Source organism: Apilactobacillus intestinapis (assembly GCF_049166695.1).
Classification (GTDB): domain Bacteria; phylum Bacillota; class Bacilli; order Lactobacillales; family Lactobacillaceae; genus Apilactobacillus; species Apilactobacillus kunkeei_C.
The window spans coordinates 1-18,936 of sequence record NZ_JBMHFD010000005.1; the positions used below are offsets into that span (position 1 = coordinate 1).

Consider the following 18,936-nt stretch of genomic DNA (forward strand, 5'->3'; position numbering starts at 1 on the left):
GATAGTAGTTGAGGGATCGCCCTCTGCAAGGGTAGGACGTTGCCGCGCGTTATTCCGAATTAGCTCAGTTGGTAGAGCACCTGACTGTTAATCAGGTTGTCGTCAGTTCGAGTCTGACATTCGGAGTATATAAAGAGGTGCTAACATTTGTTAGCACCTTTCTTGTATATTAAAATATACATAGTATTTGCCGGCTTAGCTCAGTTGGTAGAGCATCGGTATCGTAAACCGGCGGTCACAGGTTCAAGTCCTGCAGCCGGCATAAATGAACTAGGACTTAGTCGTCCTAGTTTTTTTATTTTCAGATGATTAAATTTTGGTAAAATTGATAAAATTTTAATCAGAGAGTATAATTACCGTTGCTATGATTTTTAATTGTTTGGAGGAGTATTAATTGGATAAAATTGATAATGATAATCAATCAAAGGGTCTAATTTCATTAACATTAACTGAATCACTAGAACGGTTTAGCTATTATGGTATGCAAGCAATCCTTTTGTACTACATGTACTATTCATTAAGCAGGGGTGGCCTTGGCTTTAAGCCTTCCACAGCTGCATCATTGTTTGCAATCTATGGATCACTAAGTTACTTATCTGCTGCTTGTGGAGGTTACATTAGTGATAGAATTCTTGGAGGAAAGAGAACAGTTTCCCTCGGTGCCATCTTAATTATTTTAGGTCAGTTAATTTTAACGATTCCACTCCATAATACAATTTGGTTATTATTTATATCTCTTGTATTTTTAACTGTGGGGACTGGATTGTTAAAGCCAACAATCACAACGATGGTTGGTAACTTATATGATGAACGATATAACACTAGGGCATATCGTTTTACCATTTTTCTTTCAGGGATTAATATTGGTGCTTTCTTAGCGCCAATCATTATCGGTTATATTGGTGTGCATGTTAATTTCCATCTTGGATTCTTAATCGGTGCCATTGCGATGGCAATTGGACTTGCTATCTTTGAAAAACACACCAAGGACTATAATCAAAATAATAGTATTTACACTTTAAATCCAATTGAACCTTACGAAATTAAAAAGCTACTTGATCGAGTTATGTTATTCGTTGTTTCAATCGCATTAGTATTCCTATTAATGTATGTGTTTGATGCATTGAATCTTGATAATGTTATTACTTTACTTAGCGTGATAACAATCGTTATTCCATTCATTTACTTCTTTGTGATTATTAGTAGTAACCATACTACTCAAAAAGAAAGGAAGGGAATGGTAGTTTACGTACTATTATTCATTTGTGCTGCTTTCTTCTGGGGAGTAGAAGAACAAGGACCAATCGTTTTAGCTATGATGGCCAGTGGTAGTACTGACAATGATTTCTATATATGGAAGTATGTCGTATTAGCATTCTTTATCGTTGCTTCATTGATTATTGGTTACTTCGTTCATAAGAATAGCAATAGTGTCTTATTAAAGGCATTTACAGCTGCAATTCTAGTATTCTTTATTCTATTAGGAATTTTGCATAATGGGGACTTCCACGTTCACATTTCAAGAACATGGTACCAAGCAATTAATCCATTATTTATTTTAATTCTTACTCCATTCTTTGCTAAAGTTTGGCATCATAAGGAAAGTAATGCTGTTAAGACATTCCCGCTAGGGGTAATCTTAGCAAGTATAGGATGTTTGATTTTATTTGTTCCAATTAAGTTTTTGGCTGGTAGTGAAGTTAATCCACTATGGATCATCGCTACTGTTGGAATTATCTGTTTAGGTGAAATGTTCATTTCTCCTGTTGGACTTTCAGTAACATACCGTTTAGCGCCAAAAAACTTTGTCTCACAAATGATGGGGGTATGGTATCTATCTGATGCTACCGGCCAAGCTATTAACTCTCAGGTCGTTAAATATTTCTCTGTAGATAATGTTAACTACTTCTTAGTTTTGGGGAGTATTGGATTAGTATTAGCCATTGTGATGGTTATATTATTACACCAGGTCTTACGAGATTTGAACATGCACTAAAAATTTAAAAAAGTATTGAAAAAGTGTTGACTTAAACCGCGATTTTCGATATTATATTATTTGTTGATTGGTTGAGACATACCAATGACATCGCAGTTTTAACACTTGCGATTAGGTAAAAAAGTCATTGACAAGCATCTATGATTTTGATATTATATTTCTTGTTGATTACATTTTATATCTTTTCGGAGGGGTAGCGAAGTCTGGCTAAACGCGGCGGACTGTAAATCCGCTCCTTCGGGTTCGGTGGTTCGAATCCACTCCCCTCCATTTTTATTGGGCTATAGCCAAGTGGTAAGGCAACGGGTTTTGATCCCGTGATGCGCTGGTTCGAACCCAGCTAGCCCAACTACTTTAAATGACTAACTTTTATAGTTAGTCATTTTTTTTATGTTATAATAAACACATCATTTTTTTAAGTTCTGGAGGTTGCTATGAAAATAGGCTTTATTGGTGTCGGAGCAATGGCAAAGGCAATGATTAAAGGATATATCAATTCTGGTCAAGTTAATGCTAGTGATATATATGTACATGCTCCACATAAGGAAAAATATCAAGAATTCGCAAAGACTACAGGGATTAACTGTAGCGACAGTAATCAAGAAGTAGCAGCAAGCAGTGACTTGGTTATCTTGGCAACAGGACCAAAACAAGTTGTTGATGCTTTAAAGGATGTTAGAGAAAACTTAAATGGTAAGATTCTAGCATCAATCGCATGGCAAATTTCATTAGAACGTCTAGAAGAGTTAACTAGCTATGATTTACCAATCATTCGTTTAATTCCAAACGTTAACGTAGAAGTTAATGAAGGAATGTTAATCTACAAGGCTAACGAAAACCTAGTTGACCAAATGTTAGCAGATACTGTTAAGAACCTAGAACTACTAGGCAAGATGATTGAAGTTCCCGAAGACAAATTTGATGTGTCAGGATCATTAATGGGATGTACTCCAGCATACGCTTATTTATTTGCAGACATCTTTAGTAGAAGTGCAGTTAACCATGGTTTAGACAAACAAACAGCAACTCAATTAGCAGCGCAAGCTATTCTAGGATCAATGAAGATGATTGAAAAATCTGACAAGTCACCAAGTGACTTAATTGATGATGTTTGTTCTCCAGCCGGTGGAACTATCAAGGGATTATTAGCATTGAAGAAGAGCGGTTTTGAAAAGGCCGTAATTGATTGTTTCGATGCAACGCAAGAATAGTAATGAAGGGATAGTGAAATAATGGCTTTGCCAATTTATATCCAAATTCATAATGAAATCAAAAAGAATATCGAAGAGGGTAAGTGGAAACTAGGTAGTCGCATTCCGTCAGAACGACAACTATCAACTGAATTTAACGTTAGTCGAATGACTTTAAGACAAGCAATTCAAACGCTTGTTGATGAAGGTATCCTAGATCAACGTGTGGGTTCAGGTACATACGTTTCCAATGAAAAGGTTCAAGAAAAGATGTCTGGGGTGACTAGCTTCACCGACATCATGTTAGCGCAAGGAAAACTTCCTGCCAGCAAGACCATTTCATATCACACACTAGAGCCTTCACTAAGTGAAATCGAAAAGTTAAACATCTCTCAAAACGACAAGGTATTGAGAATGGAAAGAATTCGTTACGGTGATGGTGTGCCCATTTGTTTTGAAATCGCCACAGTTCCTGAAAAGATTATCGATGGTTTAAGTAAAGATGATGTGACCGATTCATTCTATGCATCATTGAAGGAAAAGAAGAACCTAGTACCGAAAGTATCAAGACAAAACGTTTCAGCAACACTTGCTTCCGAAAGAATTGCTGAATACCTAGATATTAAAAAGGGGGATGCTATCCTGTTATTAAGACAGGTGACATCACTACAAAACGGTCAACCGTTTGAATACGTTCGTACTCAATACGTGGGCGAAAGATTTGAATTTTATTTAGATAGTAAAAAAAGTACATTCGACTAATGTCGATGTACTTTTTTATTTTGCTTCATTTTTCTTTTGTTTCTTTACTAAACGGATGAACTTTGGCAATGCCAACATACGTTTGAAACGGGTAGGTTCCCTGATTAAACGGTATAACCATTCAATGTGGTGGTTGATCCAAAATTGTGGTGCACGTTGAACGTGACCTGATAAAACATCAAAGCTACCACCTAAACCAATCCATAGACCATCGTTTACATGACGATATTTTTCGATGAAGTATTCTTGCTTAGGGAAACCTAGGGCAACAAATACCATATCAGGCTGATTTTGCTTGATTTCAGCGGCAATTTCATCGCTATCAGTAAAATACCCATCATGATATCCGGAAACGGTTAAATCCGGGTATTTTTGCGGAATAATCTTCTTTAAATCAGCGATTACTTCTGGTTTGGCACCCAAAAAGTATGCTGATTTATGATTTTGATTACCCCAGTTTAATAGGTCTAATAGGATGTCGTATCCGGTAATTCTTTCACTCATATCTGAACCTAAGATATTGGCACCCATAACGATACCAATTCCATCGGCAACTAGGTAGTCAGATTTTTTAATTGTATCGGTGTATTTTTGATCGTTTAAAGCATGCACAACGATTTCGGGATTAGCGGTGACGACAAAAGTATTTTCACGTTTATCGATTCTTTGCTTGGTGTTTTCCATGAAATCATTGAATGAACTGTTTAAAAAATCAAAACCTAAAATATTAACAGTTTTATTTTCCATTGCAATACCTTCAAATAAATTATTATGATTATTTCTTTAATTAATGATAAAATAAAAGACAATAAAATGCGACAAGTATTAGGAGGATTTCATAAAAAATGTCAAATGAATTTGATAATTTAACATTACATACTGATGCATATGAAATCAATATGATGCAAACTTACTTTCAAGCTGGTTTGCAAAATCGTCGAGCTGTATTCGAAGTTTACTTTAGAAAGATGCCATTCGAAAATGGTTTTGCCATTTTTGCTGGATTGGAAAAAGTAATTAACTATATTAAAGATATCAACTTTACTGATGATGATATTGAGTTCTTACGTTCTCAAAACGAATATACCGAAGAATTTTTAGAATATCTTCGTAATTTTAAGTTTACTGGATCAATTCGTTCTTTGGTCGAAGGTGAATTGGTATTCAATAACGAACCAATGCTTCAAGTTGAAGGAAACGTTTGCGAATGCCAACTAGTTGAAACAGCAATCTTAAACATCGTTAACTATCAAACATTGATTGCAACTAAGGCTGCTAGAATTAGAATGGCGGCAGGGGATGACCCACTACTTGAATTTGGTAGTCGTCGTGCTCAAGAAACTGCTGCGGCCATCTGGGGAACCAGAGCTGCCTACATTGGTGGATTCAACGCCACATCAAATGTTTTAGCAGGTAAAAACTTTAATATTCCAATTAGTGGAACTCATGCCCACTCATTAGTGGAACTATTCCAAGATGACTACAAAGCATTCAAGGCTTACGCACAAAGTCATCGAGAATGTGTATTCCTAGTTGATACTTTTGATACCTTAAAGAGTGGTGTTCCTAATGCCATCAAGGTTGCCAATGAAATGGGTGACAAGATTCATTTTGCTGGTGTCCGTATCGATTCTGGTGATATGGCATACCTATCAAAACGTGTCCGTGAAATGCTAGATGATGCTGGCTATCCAGATGCTAAGATTTTTGCCTCAAACGACTTGGATGAAAAGACCATCACTAGTTTGAAGATGCAGGATGCTAAGATTGATATTTGGGGAATTGGTACCAAACTAATTACCGCATTCGATCAACCAGCGCTAGGTGCCGTCTACAAGATGGTATCCGTTGAAAATGATAATGGTGAAATGGTCGATACCATTAAGTTATCAAACAACGCTGAAAAGGTATCTACACCAGGTAAGAAGCAAGTATGGAGAATTACTGAACGCAAGGACGGTAAGTCAGAAGGAGATTACATCACATTAGACGATGAAAATCCAAATGATGAAGATAGTCTATACATGTTCCATCCCCAATATACTTACATTAACAAGACATTGACTGATTTTGATGCCAGACCTTTACTAAAGGACATCTACAAAGATGGTGAATTAGTTTATGAACAACCAAAATTGGCCGACATCAAACAATATTCAGAAGATGTATTATCATCACTATGGCCTGAGTACAAACGTGAGTTAAACCCACAAGAATACCCAGTTGATTTATCAACCAAATGTTGGAACAACAAGATGAGCATTATCAAAGATGTTCACGATAAAATCAAAAATAAGCAAGACAAGGGTGAATTGTAATGAGAGAAAAGCAAGCAGAAATCATTGATGCATTAAAGGTAAAACCATCAATTGATCCAAAAGAAGAAATCAGAAACAGTGTTGACTTTTTAAAGACCTACCTAAAGAAAAACACTTTCCTAAAGACTCTAGTTCTAGGAATTTCAGGTGGACAAGATTCTACTTTGACCGGTAAGTTAGCACAAATCGCCATTAAAGAAATGCGCGAAGAAACTAATGACGATGAATACAAGTTTATCGCCGTTAGATTACCTTATGGAACTCAAGCTGATGAATCAGATGCAATGGATTCAATTGCTTTCATCGAAGCTGACAAGACTATCAGAGTAGATATCAAACCAGCTGCAGATGCTGCCGTTGCTTCTGTTGAAGCTGATGGAATGGAAATTTCTGACTTCAACAAGGGAAACATCAAGGCAAGACAAAGAATGATTGCTCAATACGCGATTGCTGGTCAAACTCACGGTGCCGTTTTAGGAACCGACCATGCCGCTGAAGCCGTAACTGGTTTTTACACTAAGTTTGGTGATGGTGCTGCCGACATTACTCCACTATGGCGTTTAGACAAACGCCAAGGTAAGGCAATGCTAGCCGAATTAGATGCACCAAAGCATTTATACGAAAAGACTCCAACTGCTGACCTAGAAGATAACCGTCCGGCTTTACCTGATGAAGTTGCTTTAGGTGTAACTTACGACGATATCGATAACTACCTAGAAGGCAGAGAAGTTTCAAAAGATGCTGCAGAAAAGATTGAAAACTGGTATATTAAAACAGAACATAAACGTCATCTACCAATTACTATTTACGATGACTTTTGGAAGTAAGAAGGGAATTTTTTAATTATGAAGAAAAACAAGATGGCAATCTATGCCCCATTTTTATCTGATTTAATCACTAACACTAACAAGGTTGGTGAAGAAATGAGTCATGATTACGATCCGTTGGAAGAAGCCGTTGCTAACAACGATTACTCATCAATCGATTTAGCAAGCACAAAGGATACTTTCCAAAAGGGTACTGATAAGTACAAAGAATTCTTATCACAACTTGATAACGTACAAGTACCTGCCAAGGAACTAGGTCGTCACTCAATCCTAAAGGAAGCTTATGCTGACTACGTTAAGGGATGCCAAGACATGGTAGACAGTATCAAAGCTGATACCATTGAAGCAGATGCTTTTAATGAAGCTGGTAAGCTACAACAAGATAGCATTGAACGAGTATTTAAGACAGCTCAAAAAATTATGATGTCAATGTAATAAAAACAAAAGATAGTTGGTAAATATTACCAACTATTTTTTTATCTAAAAATGCAATGATATAATTAAAGACAAACTCAAATAAGAAATGAGATGAACGATTTGGATCAATCAATCATTAAAAAAATCAGAAAAGAATTAGGCAGCTATTCTGAAAAACAAATCTCTGCTGTTATTTCTATGCTAGAAGATGGGAATACCGTTCCTTTTATCGCCAGATACCGTAAGGAACGCACAGGTAGTTTGGATGAAGTGCAAATTAGAGAAATTGCCGATGCCAACACTAAAATTACTAACTTAGAAAGCCGTAAAGAAGAAGTTCTTCGTTTAATCGAAGAACAAGGTAAACTAACTGACGAACTAAAATCAGACATTGAAAAAGCCGAATCAATGCAAAGAGTCGAAGACTTGTATCTACCATACAAGAAAAAGAAGAAGACCAAGGCCATGATTGCCAGAGAACAAGGTTTAGAACCATTGGCTAAACTAGTTTTAACAAATGATGATTCCTTTGTGAATAAGGCAAAAGAATATGTGAATGCAGAAAAGGAACTAAACAACGTTGAAGATGTCTTGAACGGTGTTCATGAAATCCTAGCAGAAGATATCGGAAACGACGCCCATCTAAGAGAATGGATTCGAGAAGATACCAAGAAGCATGGTCAAATTGCCAGCAAGGCCAAAAAAGATGCCGATGAAAAAGACGAAAAGCACGTCTATGAAGATTACTATGACTTTTCACAACCAATTAACCAATTGAAGAACCACCGTGTCCTAGCGTTAAATCGTGGTGAAAAGGAAAAAGTATTGACGGTCAGCATTGATGTTAATAACAACGTTATCTACAAGTTCTTACAAGCAGAAACTAACCGTAAACGTAACGGCAAGTCAGCTGAATTTGTAAAGAATGCTTATGAAGATGCATACGCTCGTTTTATGAAACCAGCCATTGATCGTGAAATCAGAAATGAATTAACCGAAGAAGCCGATGAACACGCCATTAACATATTTGGTAGAAACTTGTATAACTTATTGATGCAAGCACCAATCAAGGGCAAGGTAGTGATTGGTTTCGATCCAGCTTACCGTACCGGATGTAAGTTAGCCGCAATTGACGATAATGGGAAGTTCTTGGATAAGTTAGTGATTTATCCACATAAACCAGCAAGTGATGCCAAACGCCAACAAGCTAAAAAGCAACTGGTTGATTTCATTAAGAAGAACCATGCCGAAATGATTGCAATCGGAAATGGAACAGCTAGTCGTGAATCAGAACAATTTGTTTCCGAACTAATTAAAGAAAATAATCTACCGGTATATTACGTAATTGTTAATGAAGCCGGAGCTTCTGTATACTCTGCAAGTCAAAATGCGCGTGATGAATTTCCTGACTTTCACGTTGAAGAACGTTCTGCAGTAAGTATAGGAAGACGTCTTCAAGACCCATTAGCTGAATTGATTAAGATTGATCCTAAGTCAGTAGGGGTTGGTCAATATCAACATGATTTACCGGCTAAACAATTAGACGCCCAATTGGATCGAGTTGTGGAAACAGCTGTTAATAAAGTGGGAGTTAACGTTAATACCGCTAGTCCAGAGTTATTAACCCATATTTCAGGGATGACTAAGACTACCGCCAAAAACGTGGTTAAGTTTAGAAACGAAAACGGTGAATATAAGACTCGTCAATCCCTATCAAAGGTACCTAGATTGGGACAAAAGACTTATGAACAATCCATTGGTTTCTTAAGAATCCTAGACGGTAGTAATCCACTTGATAATACCGACATTCATCCGGAAAGTTACAAGATTGCTAACCAAATTGTGGATGAATTGAACTTAAGTCTGGATTCATTGGGAACAACTGAAATTAACCAAGCGTTATCCACATTCGATGTTGATAAGTTTATTAACGAAAATGGCTATGGAAAACAAACTGTATTAGACATCATCGATGGATTAAAACGACCTGGTAGAGACTTCCGTGATAACATGCCAACTCCAGTCCTAAAGCAAGATGTATTGAAGATTGAGGACTTAAGAGAAGGGATGCAACTACAAGGAACAGTTAGAAACGTAATCGACTTTGGTGCATTCGTTGATGTGGGTGTAAAACAAGATGGACTTGTGCACATCTCACAAATGAGTGATCAATTTATTTCTGACCCAAGTAGCGTTGTTTCCGTTGGGGACATTGTCGACGTATGGGTATTATCTGTTGATATTAAACGAAATCGAATTCAACTAACGATGATTAACCCGGAGAAGTGATAAAATTTAAATGAATGATCAAGAATTACAAACATTGGTGGAAAAGATTTCACAAGAATCATTCGCCAAACCATTTAAGCACCGTGCTTACTTTAATAGTCGTTTAAGAACCACTGGTGGAAGATACCATGTGGCCAGCCATGATATTGATATTAATCCTAAGATGCTAACCGAACATTCAATGGAAATATTGGTAGGGGTGATTAAACATGAGCTTTGCCATTACCATCTGCATTTGGCTGGGTATTCTGGAAAGCATAATACGTTAGCGTTTAAACGATTATTGAAGACGGTGGGGGGATCAAGATTTGCGCCAGCACCTGTGGACAAGCGTCCATTCAAATATGTTTGTACACATTGTGGACAAACTTACCGTCGTAAGCGTAGAATTGACACTCACAAGTATGTATGTGGAAAATGTCGTGGAAAACTAAAATTAGACACTGGAGATGATTAGTTTGGATAAAAAAATAATTATTCGAGTACCTGCTACATCAACAGGAATCGGAGCCGGAATTAATTCAATTGGAATTGCTTTTGGCTTATACTACACAGTTATCGTTGAAGAAGAAATGCAACACTGGCAAGTTAACCATGCATTGGGAGATGACGTGCCAAACGACGAAAACAACATTATCGTTCAAACCATCCTAAAGGTTGATCCAACCATCAAACCTCACCAATTGACTGTTATGTCAGATGTGCCAATTGGAAGAGGACTTGGCTCAAGTACTACAGCAATTGTTGCGGGAATCAAGATTGCTAATGCGTTAGGGGAATTAGACCTTTCATTAGACGATGAAATTAACATCGGTAGTAAGATTGAAGGCCACGCTGACGGTGTCGCATCTGCATTACTAGGTGACATTACCGTTTCTTACTTTAATGGAGAAATGGCTACAACAGTTAAGACCCAAATTCCAGAGGTAATTAACGCGTTAGTATACCTAACCAAGGATGACGGTAGTGACAAGGCTATCTATAAGAACCAAGTTAGCTCTGTAGACGCCGTAAAAGCCAGCAGTGCCACAAATGTACTAGTGGCCTCACTAATGAGCAATGAATGGACTAAAGCCACTGAAATGATGGAAAATGACGCTATTTACACCGATAACATCTATGAAGTAGTGCCAGAACTAGAAACCATCAGAAAACAAGCACATGAACTAGGTATTTACGGTACGTTCTTAAACCAATCACACCGTTGTGTAATTACATTTGGTACCGAATCAGAACTAAATCAATTACGTGACAGATTAAACGTCGGTAAACTAGACGGAGTCATGAGATTGATTAAGGTCGATCATAGTGGTGCCACTGTACGCGGTGAATAAAAAAATTTAAAACACCTATTGCAAAGTAGGGAAAAATCACATATAATAATATTTGTGATTTTTTATTGCGGCCATGGCGGAATTGGCAGACGCGCAAGATTAAGGATCTTGTCGGGATTATTCCCGGTGGAAGTTCGAGTCTTCTTGGCCGCATTAATGAGAAATCATTATCACATATAATAATATGGCGGTAGTGGTGAAGTGGTTAACACATCGGATTGTGGTTCCGACACGCGTGGGTTCGATTCCCACCTACCGCCCTTTTATTGGGCTATAGCCAAGTGGTAAGGCAACGGGTTTTGATCCCGTGATGCGCTGGTTCGAACCCAGCTAGCCCAACTACTTAAAAAGGAGACATCCATTTGGATGTCTCCTTTTTCTTTGTCTTCGTTGATGTAAAAGTAGGGGATATAAAAAAGGTTCTGGTATTAACCAGAACCTTTTATTTTTTTAGTTATCAGTTGAGTAATTGATTTGAGTGGATGAACTACTCATTACGCTGGATCCAACACTGTAGTCACTTGTTTGACTTTGTGTTTGGTTTAATGAAGTAAGTTTGCTTAATCCAAGGCTTTGTCTAATTGAGTTTGAAATGTTTAGAAGAGTTTCTTGGGTTGGTACTTCATAATCAATACCATCAACAACAGCAGTTTCACCTTGAAGAGTTTGTGACTTGATGTGGTGAGTTGCGTTTCCGTATCTTTCACGTAAAGCAACCATATCATCAAACTTCATGTCAGTCTTAAGGTTACCTGAGATTGAACTTAGGATTGATTTGTATCTTGGTAATGAAGAAATGTTCATACCTTTTAGAACAAGTTTTTGTAGCACTTGTCTTTGTCGTACTTGACGACCGTAGTCACCAGCAGGATCTTGGTGTCTCATTCTTGAGTAAGCAAGAGCTTCAGCACCATTTAATGTAACTGTTTGACCCTTAACAACATTCGCAGAATCATAATGGAAAGTTAAAGGAGGAGTAACGGTAACACCACCAACAGCGTTAACCATCTTTTCTAGACCACCCATGTTAATGATTGCATAGAAGTCAATTGGAACGTTTAACAAGTTTTGTACGGTTTGTACGGCACTTGAAGCACCACCAATAGTATATGCAGCATTAATCTTTTCATAAGGTTGTGAATCGCCAGGAACAGTAACCTTAGTATCACGAGGGATACTTGTTAGGTAAATTGTTTCCTTCTTAGGATTGATAGTAGCTAGAATCATAGTATCAGTTCTACCTGTGTCATGACGTCCTAGGGCACCAGTATCGGTACCTAGAAGTAAGATTGAAACAGGTTTGTTCTGAGCAATGACGCTAGATACGTTTCTTTCTTTTGTGGATAAACCTGGTTGATAAGCCTTATCCGCAGCATTCTTCATGTTGACATAAACACCATGAGCAATGATTAATCCAGTAACTACTAGAACTAAAAAGACAATAAGTGAGATCCAAGCACCCTTATGGCTCTTCTTCTTCTTGAAGTGAGGTTGGTTTCCTCTAGTTCTGGAAGCTCTATCGATGTTTTGATTATTGTTTTGCATAAATCAAAAATAGCTCCTTTATTCTGAATTTCCCCATTATACTACCTATAATCAAGATACGTAAATATAAATAATATTATAAACTTATTTTTTTGAAAATAATAATACTTATGAAATATGTAATAAATTGTAATATTTCTGTTACATTTTTAATAAGGCCGGGGGATATGATATAATTCTGATGTTAATATAAAAAACTTCACAACATGAACTTTAAGCTTGTAGTGTATCAAGTTTTTTATAATTTGTAAATTTAAAGGAGCGCGTTTAAAGTTGAAAAAGACTTTTCTGTATGTTTTAATTTCCACGTTTATGTTTAGTTCAATGGAAATTGCACTAAAAAGTGTCCAAGGAGTTTTTAGTCCAATCCAATTGAACTTAATTCGATTCTTTATCGGGGGATTGGTTTTAATCCCGGTTGTCATGAAGAATGGAAAGCAAACATTATTGACGAGTAAATGGAAAAGTTTAGGTGTCTTCTTATTAACTGGATTTTTATGTGTCGTAGTCAGCATGACGCTATTCCAATTAGCCATCATGTACGATGAAGCATCAACAGTAGCTGTGCTATTTAGTTGTAATCCAGTATTTGCATTACTATTCGCTTTCTTTATTCTAAGAGAAAAGATTAGTCGACTAGGGTTTATTTCCTTAATTCTTTCTATTATCGGATTACTTGTCATAGTTAATCCGGCCAACCTTACAAACCCATTGGGAATTTCATTAGCATTGGGTTCAGCACTAACATTTGGTCTTTACAGCATTGTATCCAGATGGGGTTCACAAGTAACTGGTCAAAATGGACTAGCAACTACTTGCTACACATTTTTAGCCGGTTCTGTTGAACTTTTAATTTTAGTATCAATTACCAATATTTCTGCTGTTGCAAACTACATGAATAAGGTAGAATGGTTAAAACCATTTGCAAACACACCAATAATTCATAATATTTCCATGAATTATTTCTGGATTCTATTATTTATTTGTGTCTGCGTCACAGGTGGTGGATTTGCATTCTACTTCCTTGCTATGGAAAGAGCAGGGGTATCAATTGCCTCAATCGTCTTTTTCATCAAACCAGGATTGGCACCAATTTTGGCAATGATTTTGTTAGGTGAAAAGATTACAATTAATACCTGGATTGGAATTGTGATCATTCTAATCGGTTCTGTGATTACATTTATTGGTAGTCAAATGGAACAAAAGAATGCTGCATTAGAAGAATAAAAAGAGATGATAATATGTCGTATTTAGTAATCATGCGTCATGGTCAAAGTGTTGCCAATCAAAAGAATGTTTTTACTGGCTGGAGCGATGTAGCCCTAACAGAAAAGGGGATTCAACAAGCTCACGATGCTGGTAAAAAGATTAATCAATTGGAAATCGATTTTGATCATGCTCATACTTCGTTTTTAAAACGCGCAATTGAAACGTTGCATATTGTGTTAAGTGAAATTAACCAACAATATATTCAAGAGACAAAGTCATGGCGACTAAATGAACGTCATTATGGGGCGTTGCGCGGTCGTAAAAAAGATGACGTTAAGTTACAATATGGACCTGAAAAGTTTGCTGAATTTAGACGCAGCTACACGACGGTCCCACCATTGTTAGATCAACCCGATGAAGAACATAAGTATGAAAAAATCGGTGTGATTGAACCACGTGGTGAAAGTCTAAAGATGGCCTATGAAAGATTGAGGCCATACTGGCAAGACTCGATTGCACCTAAGTTATTGGATGGGCAAAACGAGTTAGTTGTCGCCCATGGTTCAACTCTAAGGGCTTTAATTAAGTATTTAGATAATATTAGTGATGATGACATTGATCGAGTGGAAGTACCAAATGGAAAGCCAATCGTTTATCATTTCGATGATAAGTTGAATGTAATTAGTAAAAAGACAATATAAAAAGAGCTGATAATTTATCAGCTCTTTTTTTGTATGTTATTTTTCGTTAAATGCAAGAGTTCCCATTGGATCCCATGGATCTAATACAACTGGGTCTTGTTCTTGGTTCTTCTTATCTTCTTCAGATAGGTACTTCTTGTTGATAACAACTTGGTAAGTGAAACGTCTGAACCATGATTCACTCATTACGAAGTAACCCTTTGAACCGACTTGGTTACCCCAAGAGTTTTCAACCTTCCACTTAGTAGGTTGACCATCGACGATATCAACACCTGTGATAACCATAGCGTGGTTCATAACACTTTGGTGGTAATCTAATTGTTCATCTTTACTCATTAATAAATCAATGTCGAATAATTCATCCTTTGAGTAAAGGTTGTCGTCCATGATTCCTTTTTTACGATCTGATTCCTTTGAAACATCGCTTCCGAACCAAACACTTTCACCATTCTTTAGTTGGGTGATGGTTAGTTCTTCTAGACGGTCCATTTCAAGGTTTAAATGCTTAACTTGACGACCATCGATAACGTTACCTAACATATCAACGGTGTAAGTCTTTTCGTATGGTTTGTCCAATGTAGGGGAGTTAATGATTGAAACGTAATCTTCTAGGTTTAAGTTTACGTATTTATCAAAGAACTTCTTTGGAGTTAAATTAGTATCGATATGGTATTCGTTCTTTTCATCACGGTATTCAAAGTTGAATTCTGAAACGGGTTCACCGAATGAGTAAACTAGGACACGGTAAATTTCACTTAGCATTTCGTCCTTTACCTTTTCGATATCTGAACTGTTTTGTGAAGCTAGTTCACGTAGTTGAATGGCATCCATTCTTAGTTTTTGGTTTAATACAGCGTTTAATTCTGAAGTATCGTTACTTACGGCAGTTTCAACCATTGCTGATTGAGGAACAACACCGTACTTTTCGATTACCGCACATAACATGTCCCATTGACCACCATCTTGTTGTGGTGAATCTAATAGCCATGAAACACGGCGTGAGGTTAATGGTTCATCGGCGGTCTTGATAATGTTTTCTAAGAACCAGTTACATTTTTCAAACTTATCCCAGAAGGTAGTGTAGATTTGTGATAATTCAAAATCACCAGATAAGTTAAAGTTTTTAGCTAGGTTATGACGCATAGTATTTAGTGCTGCGAAAATCCAGCAACGGCCACTATGTTTTTGGTTGGCAACTTCGCCAGTATCGATTTCAATTGAAAAGTTTGGCTTCATGTTACCTTCCGCTTCGAAGTTGGCAGCTGAAGAGTTGATACCATTATGGCTTACGGCTCTTTGCATTACCTTAGCTTCTTTACGATCTAATAAATCGTTATGATACTTTTGGATATTTTCATTACTAATACTTTTTGACATCATGATTCCTCCTTGCTTTTATAATATTATATCACTCAGGTCAAATGCCTTTAAAACACAAAAAACCGTGATAATAAGATGTTCTTACTATCACGGTTTAGATTAATTATTTTCTTTTAGCGTCGAATGTTTCTGAATGATCTTCATATCCGACAATTACCATGTCAACAACGTCTAGGAATAGCCCATGTTCAACGATTCCAGTCATGTTGTTTAGGATGGTTTCAAGTTCGTGGGGATGTTCAATGTAACCTAAGTTTAAATCGATAATGTAGTTATCAGCGTGAGTTAACACGTGACCACCCTTAGCGTTAGTTCTAAAAGTAGGATGGTAACCCATATCGTCTAAACGTTTGAATAGGTGAGTACTTCCGTATGGAGTAACTTCCAAAGGAAGGGGAAAAGAGCCAAGGTTTTTGGCCATCTTTGTTGCATCGACAATCCAGATGTTTCGATCTGAGTTGATTGCGACAATTTTTTCACGAAGGTGGGCAACACCGCCACCCTTGATACCTTGGAAATTTTCATCGATTTGGTCAGCACCGTCAATTGTTAAGTCAATATGGTCAACGTCATCGATACTTTTAACATCAATTCCCAAGTCACGAGCACGCTTTGCTGAGCGGTTGGAAGTTGGAACACCAATAATACGTAATCCTTCTTTGGCTACTCGTTCTCCCAATGCATCCAACAAGTATTTCACGGTTGAACCTGTACCAAGACCGACAGTCATACCGTCTTTGATATATTTGACAGCTTCTTGGCCGGCAACTTTTTTCATTAATTCTTTATCCATAATCCTTTTCCCCTCTAAAATATTCGGTAAAACGACGTTAAATCGACTTTGAATGCTTATACATTCAGACGAAAGGTTTCGAACAAAGGTATTAAATATACCTCAATAATACTATATTAATTTTCTATGGTTATCGTGAGTTTGTCAAATAAAATATTTGTATTTAATTGTTAACAGTTTTCATATAAAATACGTAGTATAATAATACTAATAAATTAACAGGATGTGTAGATATGAAAAGAGGATTTGAAGTAGTTACAAAGTACAAGGATAAAGGCATCAATCTACCTTATCGTTCTACTAAACAAGCAGCAGGTTATGACATCGAAGCCGGTGTCGATTTTGTATTACCTTCAATTTGGAAATTAGGATTTTTAAAAGTTCTTTGGGCAATTAAGCATGAAAAAGACGTATCTGAAGATGAGATGCAACGTGCAAAGGATATCTTACGTCCATTATTAGTTCCAACCGGAATTAAGGCTTACATGCAACCAGATGAAATGTTAGTAATTGCTAATCGTTCAAGTGGACCATTAAAGAGAGGCATGGTTTTACCAAACGGAATTGGTATTGTTGATGCCGATTATTATGGTAACGAAAGCAACGAAGGTGAGTTGTTTGTTCAAATGACTAACTTCGGACTACTAGACAGAAAGATTAAGAAAGGTGATCGTATCGCTCAAGGTATCTTTGTACCTTTCTTAACAACTGATGATGACTCCAACAAGGGGACTAAACGAATTGGTGGTTTTGGTTCATCAGGCGAATAAAAAACGAATTAAAGAAAGGAAATTAATGTGGCTAAAGTAAAGACCCAATTTGTTTGCGAAGAATGTGGATACATTTCACCAAAGTACCTGGGACATTGTCCTAACTGTGGAAAATGGAACACGTTTGAAGAACAAACCCTTCAAAAAGAAACATCGAGTTTGAAATCGACTCACCGAATGGATTTCAATGGTCAGCAAACAAAACCACAACTAATCAAAGACGTTAAGTTCGAAAAGGAATCACGTTTTGAAACTGAATCCCAAGAGTTTAACCGTGTATTAGGTGGCGGAATTGTTCCGGGCTCATTAATTTTAATTGGTGGGGATCCTGGTATCGGGAAATCCACACTATTACTTCAAATTTCTGGCCAATTAGGTGCTAAGGACCAACGTGTTCTATATGTATCTGGGGAAGAAAGTGCCAGTCAAATTAAGCTAAGAGCGGAACGTTTATCCGTGAATGGCTCCAACATGTATCTATATCCAGAAACTGATATGGGTGCCATCAAGTCTGCCATTGATGAGATTAAACCAGATGCAGTCGTAATTGACTCTGTTCAAACCATTTCTGAACCAGAGGTTGATTCCGCAATTGGGTCCGTATCACAGGTAAGAGCAATTACCGCTGATTTAATGTCCATTGCAAAGACCAATGGAATTACAATCTTTGTGGTTGGCCACGTTACCAAGGGTGGATCAATTGCCGGACCTAAGACTTTGGAACACATGGTTGATACTGTTTTATACTTTGAAGGAGACATGCATCATTCATACCGTATCTTAAGAGCCGTGAAGAACCGTTTTGGTTCAACCGACGAGTTAGGGATTTTTGATATGCAAGAATCCGGATTACGAGAAGTTGCTAATCCATCAGAGGTCTTCTTGGAAGAACGTTTGAAGGACGCTAATGGATCTGCAATCGTTGTTTCGATTGAAGGAACTAGACCAATATTAGTCGAAATTCAGGCACTGGTAACACCTTCCGTATTTGGGAACGCCCAAAGAACAGCTACCGGGATTGACCGTAACCGTGTAGCCGTTTTAATGGCGGTTCTTGAAAAGAGAGCGGGACTAATGCTACAAAACCAAGATGCCTTCTTAAAGGCTGCTGGTGGAGTTAAGTTAAACGAACCAGCAATCGATTTAGCGGTAGCCATTAGTGTGGCATCAAGTTACAAGAACAGGGGAACCGACCCTAGTGAATGTTACATTGGTGAAATTGGTTTAACTGGTGAAATTAGACGAGTTAACCGCATTGAACAACGTGTTTTAGAAGCGCAAAAGTTGGGCTTTAAGCGCGTATTAATACCAAAACATAATATGTCAGGATGGACTGCTCCAGACGGAATTGAAGTCGTTGGTGTATCCACACTGGCTCAAGCGATTAAAATCGCACTTAACTAAC

Annotated in this window: 17 protein-coding genes and 7 tRNA genes; 20 read left to right on the forward strand and 4 right to left on the reverse strand. The window is 37.3% G+C overall.

Annotation, left to right across the window (positions count from 1 at the left end; all coding sequences use genetic code 11):
- The first annotated feature begins 53 nt into the window (after positions 1-53).
- The 7 genes from ACOMA7_RS04335 (at position 54) to ACOMA7_RS04365 (ending at position 3,948) form a co-directional block, all read left to right on the forward strand.
- Positions 54-126: transfer RNA gene (locus ACOMA7_RS04335), tRNA-Asn, on the forward strand.
- A gap of 63 nt (positions 127-189) precedes the next feature.
- Positions 190-262 (forward strand) — tRNA-Thr (locus tag ACOMA7_RS04340).
- A gap of 132 nt (positions 263-394) precedes the next feature.
- The gene (locus ACOMA7_RS04345; protein ID WP_421392217.1) at positions 395-1,996 is read left to right on the forward strand and encodes a peptide MFS transporter; all 1,602 of its coding nucleotides are present in this window, start codon (positions 395-397) and stop codon (positions 1,994-1,996) included.
- Positions 1,997-2,183: 187 nt separating this feature from the next.
- Positions 2,184-2,266, forward strand: a tRNA-Tyr gene (locus tag ACOMA7_RS04350).
- Positions 2,267-2,273: 7 nt separating this feature from the next.
- A tRNA-Gln gene (locus ACOMA7_RS04355) sits at positions 2,274-2,345 on the forward strand.
- 85 nt (positions 2,346-2,430) lie between these two features.
- On the forward strand, positions 2,431-3,207 hold the full coding sequence (proC, locus tag ACOMA7_RS04360; protein ID WP_041152496.1) for a pyrroline-5-carboxylate reductase: 777 nt from the start codon (positions 2,431-2,433) through the stop codon (positions 3,205-3,207).
- A gap of 21 nt (positions 3,208-3,228) precedes the next feature.
- Positions 3,229-3,948 (forward strand): GntR family transcriptional regulator, encoded by a 720-nt coding sequence (locus tag ACOMA7_RS04365; RefSeq protein ID WP_034531866.1) that lies wholly within the window; start codon positions 3,229-3,231, stop codon positions 3,946-3,948.
- A 15-nt stretch (positions 3,949-3,963) separates the two neighbouring features.
- Here the strand turns inward: ACOMA7_RS04365 and ACOMA7_RS04370 are convergent, their stop codons facing one another.
- Complete coding sequence (locus ACOMA7_RS04370; RefSeq protein ID WP_421392322.1) at positions 3,964-4,701, reverse strand: WecB/TagA/CpsF family glycosyltransferase; 738 nt, start codon at positions 4,699-4,701, stop codon at positions 3,964-3,966.
- 92 nt (positions 4,702-4,793) lie between these two features.
- Here ACOMA7_RS04370 and ACOMA7_RS04375 point away from each other — a divergent pair, with 92 nt between their 5' ends.
- The 9 genes from ACOMA7_RS04375 to ACOMA7_RS04415 all read left to right on the forward strand — a co-directional run bounded on the left by ACOMA7_RS04375 (position 4,794) and on the right by ACOMA7_RS04415 (position 11,472).
- Positions 4,794-6,266, forward strand: a complete 1,473-nt coding sequence (locus tag ACOMA7_RS04375) for a nicotinate phosphoribosyltransferase (protein ID WP_421392221.1) — start codon at positions 4,794-4,796, stop codon at positions 6,264-6,266.
- Positions 6,266-7,093: an ammonia-dependent NAD(+) synthetase gene (gene nadE / locus ACOMA7_RS04380; RefSeq protein ID WP_421392224.1), complete on the forward strand. Its 828-nt coding sequence runs from the start codon at positions 6,266-6,268 to the stop codon at positions 7,091-7,093. Before ACOMA7_RS04375 ends, nadE begins: the two co-directional genes overlap by 1 nt.
- Positions 7,094-7,111: 18 nt before the next feature.
- The gene (locus ACOMA7_RS04385) at positions 7,112-7,528 is read left to right on the forward strand and encodes a hypothetical protein (RefSeq protein WP_041152501.1); all 417 of its coding nucleotides are present in this window, start codon (positions 7,112-7,114) and stop codon (positions 7,526-7,528) included.
- A gap of 102 nt (positions 7,529-7,630) precedes the next feature.
- On the forward strand, positions 7,631-9,799 hold the full coding sequence (locus ACOMA7_RS04390) for a Tex family protein (RefSeq protein ID WP_421392227.1): 2,169 nt from the start codon (positions 7,631-7,633) through the stop codon (positions 9,797-9,799).
- Positions 9,800-9,809: 10 nt separating this feature from the next.
- A complete protein-coding gene (locus ACOMA7_RS04395; protein ID WP_053791529.1) occupies positions 9,810-10,256 on the forward strand; it encodes a SprT family protein in 447 nt (148 codons plus the stop codon).
- 1 nt (position 10,257) lies between these two features.
- Positions 10,258-11,133 (forward strand): homoserine kinase, encoded by an 876-nt coding sequence (locus ACOMA7_RS04400; protein WP_225349247.1) that lies wholly within the window; start codon positions 10,258-10,260, stop codon positions 11,131-11,133.
- Positions 11,134-11,200: 67 nt separating this feature from the next.
- Positions 11,201-11,286: transfer RNA gene (locus ACOMA7_RS04405), tRNA-Leu, on the forward strand.
- A gap of 34 nt (positions 11,287-11,320) precedes the next feature.
- Positions 11,321-11,393: transfer RNA gene (locus ACOMA7_RS04410), tRNA-His, on the forward strand.
- Between the two features lie 7 nt (positions 11,394-11,400).
- Positions 11,401-11,472, forward strand: a tRNA-Gln gene (locus tag ACOMA7_RS04415).
- 111 nt (positions 11,473-11,583) lie between these two features.
- Here ACOMA7_RS04415 and ACOMA7_RS04420 read toward each other — a convergent pair.
- Entirely contained in the window at positions 11,584-12,678 is a 1,095-nt protein-coding gene (locus tag ACOMA7_RS04420) for an LCP family glycopolymer transferase (protein ID WP_301945640.1), read from the reverse strand.
- A 273-nt stretch (positions 12,679-12,951) separates the two neighbouring features.
- On the opposite strand from ACOMA7_RS04420, the gene ACOMA7_RS04425 reads away from it, so the two are divergent.
- Positions 12,952-13,905: a DMT family transporter gene (locus tag ACOMA7_RS04425; RefSeq protein ID WP_301945639.1), complete on the forward strand. Its 954-nt coding sequence runs from the start codon at positions 12,952-12,954 to the stop codon at positions 13,903-13,905.
- A 14-nt stretch (positions 13,906-13,919) separates the two neighbouring features.
- Complete coding sequence (locus ACOMA7_RS04430) at positions 13,920-14,588, forward strand: 2,3-bisphosphoglycerate-dependent phosphoglycerate mutase (RefSeq protein ID WP_421392232.1); 669 nt, start codon at positions 13,920-13,922, stop codon at positions 14,586-14,588.
- Between the two features lie 36 nt (positions 14,589-14,624).
- Here the strand turns inward: ACOMA7_RS04430 and ACOMA7_RS04435 are convergent, their stop codons facing one another.
- Together ACOMA7_RS04435 and rpiA are read right to left on the reverse strand one after the other, a co-directional pair.
- Positions 14,625-15,965, reverse strand: coding sequence for a C1 family peptidase (locus tag ACOMA7_RS04435; protein ID WP_301945637.1), 1,341 nt, complete (start codon positions 15,963-15,965; stop codon positions 14,625-14,627).
- A 106-nt stretch (positions 15,966-16,071) separates the two neighbouring features.
- Entirely contained in the window at positions 16,072-16,761 is a 690-nt protein-coding gene (rpiA, locus tag ACOMA7_RS04440) for a ribose-5-phosphate isomerase RpiA (RefSeq protein ID WP_034531888.1), read from the reverse strand.
- A gap of 233 nt (positions 16,762-16,994) precedes the next feature.
- On the opposite strand from rpiA, the gene ACOMA7_RS04445 reads away from it, so the two are divergent.
- Both ACOMA7_RS04445 and radA read left to right on the forward strand, forming a co-directional pair.
- Positions 16,995-17,531: a dCTP deaminase/dUTPase family protein gene (locus ACOMA7_RS04445; RefSeq protein ID WP_053791532.1), complete on the forward strand. Its 537-nt coding sequence runs from the start codon at positions 16,995-16,997 to the stop codon at positions 17,529-17,531.
- 27 nt (positions 17,532-17,558) lie between these two features.
- The gene (gene radA, locus ACOMA7_RS04450) at positions 17,559-18,935 is read left to right on the forward strand and encodes a DNA repair protein RadA (RefSeq protein ID WP_421392236.1); all 1,377 of its coding nucleotides are present in this window, start codon (positions 17,559-17,561) and stop codon (positions 18,933-18,935) included.
- Position 18,936 lies beyond the last annotated feature (1 nt).